Origin of the sequence: Mesorhizobium sp. WSM4898 (assembly GCF_029625845.1) — a bacterium.
Lineage (GTDB): Bacteria > Pseudomonadota > Alphaproteobacteria > Rhizobiales > Rhizobiaceae > Mesorhizobium.
This window is the reverse complement of sequence record NZ_JARTVQ010000012.1, coordinates 99,955-105,954: the sequence shown is the minus strand read 5'-3', so window position 1 is coordinate 105,954 and position 6,000 is coordinate 99,955. Positions and strand designations below refer to the sequence as shown.

The following is a 6,000-nucleotide window of genomic DNA, read 5'->3' as shown; positions in this document are numbered from 1 at the left end:
ACCTCCACAAGGAAGTGAATCACAAACCTTACATCAGCGGAATCCTTCGCGATTCAATCTGATGGTCCGACGCTCTAGTCGCCGTCGACGAACACCTTGGCGAGGAAGCGTACGCTGTTCTGGTGTGAGACATGCATCAGGATGGCCAGCAATACGCTGCCCGTGTTCTGGTAAAGCCAGGTGAAGACGATCCCGGCCAGCACGACGTTGATCGTGCTGTAGAGGCTGAGATCGCCAAGCAGGCCGAGCGGCAAGTGCCAGATTGCCCATATCACGCCGAGGATCAGGCTGCCGGCGAGTGCTGGGCGACGGCCAAGAAAATGCGGGGTCGCAAAGCCGCGCCAGCCGGGCTCCTCGCCCAGCGGACCGCTGAATACGGCATAGAGCGCGATCATGGGCGCCACCTCGGAGAAGGCCGGAATGTTCCCCCACGACGGCTCCGCCGAACCGAGGAACGGATTGATCACGATCGAGGCGAGCTGCGTCCCGAACGGCAGGCCGACCGCCACCAGATACCAGATCGGGCGAACGCGCCATTTCACCATCGAGGCGAGGATGGTCTTCACCGCACCCCAGCCGCCGGCGAGTGCCGCGACGGTGAAGCCCGAGATTGCCGGTCCGAAGGTGAACCAGGGAATGCTCTCGCCATGCGACAGATAGAAGGGAATGAACGCCAGCCATGTCAGGCCGAGCGCCAGCGAAAAGAAGATGGTCAACTGGTGCCCGCGCACCTCGCCCAGGAAGGAGCTCATAACGGTCCTCTCATCGGGCCATTGTTGCGAGTGGTCGCCTGCCCGAGAGGTCGACGCTTCGGGAAAAAGCCAGCCGAGCCGCTCGGCGGTCTGCGCCGGTTCACCCGGTCAACGTGCCGGTATTTGGCGCCGGCGCGGCCGAAAAATCCCGAACGGTTTCTGAGAATTTTCCGATATTGCCGCCTCGGCGGCAGCGGCAGATGTTGCCTGCCATCACTGTCAGGACAGATTTTGGGTTACGGACGGCAATCTTGATTTCGCCGCCCAACAGGTGAAAAGCTCGACGTATGGAATGGCGCGACGAGGGAATCATTCTCGGCACCCGCAGGCATGGCGAAACCAGCGCCATCCTCGAGGTGATGACGCGCGCCCATGGCCGGCATCTCGGCCTGGTGCGGGGCGGCCGCTCGCGCAAGCAGCAGCCGGTGCTGCAGCCCGGCAATCGAGTCGACCTTTTGTGGCGGGCACGTCTCGACGAGCATCTCGGCATCTTCCAGGCCGAGGCGATCGAGATGAACGCCGCCCGGCTGATGGACAGCGCAGTCGCCGTCTACGGCCTGCAGACCATGGCCGCGCATCTCAGGCTTCTGCCCGAACGCGATGCCCATGGCGGCCTTTACGAGGCTCTTGCGGTGATGATTTCCCATCTGGGCGATGCCGATGCCGCGGGCGAGCTGGTGGCGCGCTTCGAATTGCTGATCCTGGATGAGCTCGGCTTCGGCCTCGACCTCAGCCAGTGCGCGGCGACCGGATCGCGGCAGGATCTCGCCTATGTGTCGCCGAAATCCGGGCGCGCCGTCTCGCGCGCCGCGGGCGCGGCATGGCACGACAAGATGCTGGCGCTGCCCGCCTTCCTGCAGCGCGGCTCCGGCGTTCGCGCCGATGCCGCGGCGCTGGAGGACGCCTTCCAGCTGACCGGCTTCTTCTTCACTCGCCACGTCTATGAGCCGCGCGGCATCGAGCCGCCCGACGCCCGCGCCGGCTTCCTCGCGGCTCTGCGCCGGCATCAGGCGGCGGTGAAGGAGATTGCCGGCGAATGAGGCGAGGATCTAATCGGCTCGCCGTCGTTCCAGAAAATCGTCGAGGATGGGACGCTGGCCTTTCAGGATCTTGAGACCGGCGTCTGGGAGTGAGAACCAGCCGGCTTTGTCCACTTCGGGAAATTCCTTCATGGCGCCCGACCTTGGCGGCCATTCCATGGTGAACATGTTGCTCCTGACGGCATTCACATCGATGTCCGCTTCGACGCTCCAGGCGATCACGATTTTACCGCCCGGCTGCTTGTAGCTGCCGACTGGCTGGAAATCGCCGTCGATCGCGACGCCTAGCTCCTCCTCGGCCTCACGCCGAGCGGCCACGAGATCGTCCTCGCCATCGTCGATCAGCCCCTTCGGGATCGACCAGGCCCCTTCATCTTTCCTTGCCCAGAACGGTCCGCCGGGATGGACCAGCAGGAACTCGAACACACCGGCGGTTTGCTTGAAGATCAGCAGGCCCGCGCTTCGTTGCGGCATCGGTCATCCTCTTGTTAATTCCCGCTAGCGTTCGAGGATAGCACGAGTGTTCCGCGGCGAGCGGCCGGCAATTTGCGGCCCGAGCCTCAGCCGCTTCGACGTATCGCCGTTGGACAAAGCCTGCGGTCGCTGGCAATCGGCGCCGAAACATGCTCGATCTTGCAGGCCGGCCGGGCGCTGATTGGGTAGCCGTCTCATCGCCGCATTTGTCGGCCACGACTGGCACGGTTTTGAGGGGAAACCGCCATGTTTTTCGGCCTGATCGCCATTGCCGCCGTCATCGCTCTATTCGTTATCATTTCACGCCAGCAGACGCGCATCGGCCTGATCGAGCGCGAGCTTGGCGCGCTGCGCAGCCTGGTGCTTTCGGGTGTCCCGCAGCCCGCGCCCCGAACTGGCGAGGCCGCGGAAGCTGCTGCAGGCCAAGCTACCGCCGTGATTGCCGCAGCGGCCGCGCCGTCGGCAGGTGAAGCAGCCCCGCAGGCCACAGCCGCCGCGACGCCCGACGAACCAAAAGCCGAAGCGCCAGCCCAAGCGGGCGAGGGGACTCCGTCCGAACCCGCCGGAGAGGGACAATTGACGCAACCTGCCGCGCCGGCCGAAGCGGCAGTACCTGCAAGGGCCGCCCGCGATGTCGAGACGGCCCTCGGCACACGTTGGGCGGTCTGGGTCGGCGGCATCGCGCTGGCGCTGGGTGGCCTGTTCCTGATCCGCTACACGATCGAGGCCGGCATTTTCGGCCCCGGCGTGCGACTGACCATGGCCGGCGTTCTCGGTCTTGTGCTGCTTGCCGGCGCCGAGTTCATCCGCCGCACCGGCTTCCGGGTGCCGGTGCAGGGAGCTGCCGGCGCCTACATCCCGGCGATTCTGACGGGCGCCGGCGCCTTCATCCTGTTCGGCACCGTCTATGCAGCCTATGGCATCTACGGCTTTATCGGCCCGGCGCTCGCCTTCACGCTGCTCGGCGCGATCGGCGTCGCCACCATTGCCGTCTCGCTGGTCCACGGCCTGGCGCTGGCCGGCATCGGCCTCGTCGGTGCCATGGTGACGCCGGCCCTCGTCGCCTCGGAGGCGCCGAACCCGTGGGCGCTGTTCGTCTATTTGGCGATCGTGCTTGCCGCCACGGCGGCTATCGCCCGCATCCGCGATTGGAAGGCGCTTGTGGCGGCAGCCTTTGCCGGCACCGGCATCTGGACCATCGTCTACATGACCAATGCACCGGAGGTGAATCTCTCGACGGTGCTGTTCATCAGCCTGGCCTCGCTTGCCGTGCTCGCCTTCGTCTGGCTAGCCGATTTCTTGACTGCTGGCCGCGACGACGCGGAGCCCGGCTTCGACTGGCCATCAATCGCGCCCGGCTTCTTCGTTGCGCTGACCGCGCTCGGGCTGTCGGTCGATCCGGTGTTTGCCAAGGCGGGTTATGCCTCGCACGGCGCGGTGCTGCTCGCCGCGCTGCTGGCAGTGGCGCTCTACCGGCCGCGCGCCTTGCCGCTCCTCTTCGCCGCCGGCCTGGCGACCGCGCTGATCTATCTCGGCATCATCCCGCCCGCCACCATCGGCGCCGATGCGCTGGATGTCGGCCTGGGCGCCGAGCCGCTGGCCGCATCCGACACGCTGACCTTCCGCCTCGGCATCGCGCTTGCCCTGGTCTTCATCGCAGCCGGATTCTGGGCCGCGCGCCGCTTTGCGGCTGCTGCGCCTATCCGCGCCGCGTCCTGGGCGGCATGGGGTGTCATTGTGCCGCTGGTCGTGCTCACCGCGCTCTGGCTCACCTTCGGCGGCATCGACCGCGATTTTGGCTACGCGCTGCCGGCCCTGCTTCTGGTGCTCGTCTTTGCCGCCGGCGGCGAGTGGATCGCGCGTGCCGAGGAACCGCCGCTCCGCGGCGGCCCCGCCGTCTCCTTCGCGCTCGGCAGCGGCGGCGTCGCAGGCTTGTTGATGCTGCACATGGCCTTCGGCTCCGGCTGGACGACGGTGCTGCTCGGCGCCGCCGCCGTCGTGCCGGCGCTCGCGACGCGCTGGCGCAGCTTCCCGGTGCTGGGCTGGATCGCGGTCGGCGCGGCGGTCGCCGTGCTCGGCCGCGTCGCCTTCGATCCAACCATCGTGGGCGCGGCGGCACTGTCGAGGACGCCGGTCTTCAATTGGCTCTTGCCGGGCTATGGCGTTCCGGCGCTCGCCTTCGGCTTCGCCGCCTGGCAACTCGCGCGCACCACCAACGGACGGCCGCGTCTTGCCATGGAAGCGGCCTCGGCGCTGTTCGGTCTGCTCACCATTGCGATGCTGGTGCGCCATGCCATGCATGGCGGCGTCATCGACACCGGCCCCGTCACCCTTGCCGAGCAGGCGATCTACACGCTGATCGCGCTAGGCGCCGGCGCCCTACTGGTCGCCATCGACCTGCGCTCGCCGAGCCCGGTGTTGCGCTATGGCTCGATGGCCGCCGGCGTGCTCTCGGTCGCCTTCATCCTCATCCGGCACTTCGTGGTGCTGAACCCGCTGCTGACGGATGAATCGACCGGCGCCGTCCCGTTCTTCAACCTGTTGTTGCTCGCCTATCTGCTGCCGGCGGTCGCAGCAGGAGCATTGGCGCTTTACGTCCGCGACAGCCGCCCGAGATGGTATGCCGCGATGCTGGCGCTGGTCGCTTCGCTGCTTGGCTTCGCCTACGCCACGCTGTCGGTCCGGCGCCTGTTCAAGGGCGAGTTCATCGGCCTGTGGAGCGGCCTCGGCCAGCTCGAGACCTATACCTATTCGGCGCTCTGGCTGATCATCGGCGTGGCGCTGCTGACAGCCGGCGTCTGGCTGAGGTCGCAGGTGCTGCGCATTGCCTCGGCCGTGCTCATAGCGGTCGCCGTGCTGAAGGTCTTCCTCTTCGACATGTCGGAGCTGGAAGGCGTGCTGCGCGCACTCTCCTTCATCGGTCTGGGCGCCGTGCTGATCGGCATCGGACTTTTCTATCAGCGTCTGCTGACAAGGGCGGCGAGGTTAGGAGCCGAATAAAGGTCAGGCCAGATCGGTCTGCGAGAAGTCGTTGCCTTTGTAGAGCAGAGGTACGCGATAGGCTTTGGCGCATGCGTAGCTGAAGCAGTCGCCGAAATTCAGTTTGGCTGGGTGGCCCACATATCGACCATAATCTTGCGCGGCCCTTACAGCGAGTTCTCGGATCCGCGTGTCCAGCGGGACCTCAACGGCCTTGAGTTCGGCCAGGAAACCCAAGACGATCATTTTACATCGTTCGATCAGGGCGGGTGGTGTCGGAAGCTGGTCGCCGTTTTCCGCTACGGACTTCCTGCGAGCTATCCCAACAATCGCCTCGAATGCGGAACTCGGCGAGAAATAAAGCTTCTCGGCGGCTTCCATTTTCCTAAGAAGGCGGTTCGCATCCGGCTCTTCCGATATGATAGCGATGATAGTGGAAGCATCGAGGAACATCAGAGGTCATCCCATCCTTCGTCCATGAATTTCTTCATGTCGAAGTCCGGGTCGTCCGGACCGAGCGCCCTCGCTGCGTCCTGATACTTTCTAATGCGCTCGCTTAGTGGGAGGACGGCATGTGCCCGTTCGAGCTCACGCTTGAGCGCGATCCGCACGGCTTCAGTCTTCGTGGGCGCCTTGATCGCGGACTGCAGCTGACGCGCCAGCGCGTCAACCTCGTCATCGCGGATATACAAAGACATTGTCGAATTCCTCCGGCGTATATTCTAAGATGAATATGCAAGATATTCAATGACGAA

The 6,000-nt window shown here is 65.2% G+C and carries 6 protein-coding genes; 2 read left to right on the top strand and 4 right to left on the bottom strand.

What is annotated here, in order from left to right:
* Positions 1 to 74 precede the first annotated feature (74 nt).
* A complete protein-coding gene (locus P9228_RS28805) occupies positions 75 to 752 on the bottom strand; it encodes a type II CAAX endopeptidase family protein (RefSeq protein WP_278056830.1) in 678 nt (225 codons plus the stop codon).
* Between the two features lie 287 nt (positions 753 to 1,039).
* Here P9228_RS28805 and recO point away from each other — a divergent pair, with 287 nt between their 5' ends.
* Complete coding sequence (gene recO, locus P9228_RS28800; protein ID WP_278056828.1) at positions 1,040 to 1,792, top strand: DNA repair protein RecO; 753 nt, start codon at positions 1,040 to 1,042, stop codon at positions 1,790 to 1,792.
* A 9-nt stretch (positions 1,793 to 1,801) separates the two neighbouring features.
* Here recO and P9228_RS28795 read toward each other — a convergent pair whose 3' ends face one another.
* A complete protein-coding gene (locus P9228_RS28795; RefSeq protein WP_278056827.1) occupies positions 1,802 to 2,266 on the bottom strand; it encodes an NUDIX domain-containing protein in 465 nt (154 codons plus the stop codon).
* A gap of 246 nt (positions 2,267 to 2,512) precedes the next feature.
* Between P9228_RS28795 and P9228_RS28790 the strand changes: the two genes are divergently transcribed.
* A complete protein-coding gene (locus P9228_RS28790; RefSeq protein ID WP_278056825.1) occupies positions 2,513 to 5,266 on the top strand; it encodes a DUF2339 domain-containing protein in 2,754 nt (917 codons plus the stop codon).
* Positions 5,267 to 5,269: 3 nt separating this feature from the next.
* Here P9228_RS28790 and P9228_RS28785 read toward each other — a convergent pair whose 3' ends face one another.
* A complete protein-coding gene (locus tag P9228_RS28785; protein ID WP_278056824.1) occupies positions 5,270 to 5,698 on the bottom strand; it encodes a type II toxin-antitoxin system VapC family toxin in 429 nt (142 codons plus the stop codon).
* Positions 5,698 to 5,943, bottom strand: a complete 246-nt coding sequence (locus P9228_RS28780; protein WP_095777849.1) for a type II toxin-antitoxin system VapB family antitoxin — start codon at positions 5,941 to 5,943, stop codon at positions 5,698 to 5,700. The genes P9228_RS28785 and P9228_RS28780 overlap by 1 nt, the downstream gene beginning before the upstream one ends.
* Between the last annotated feature and the right edge of the window lie 57 nt (positions 5,944 to 6,000).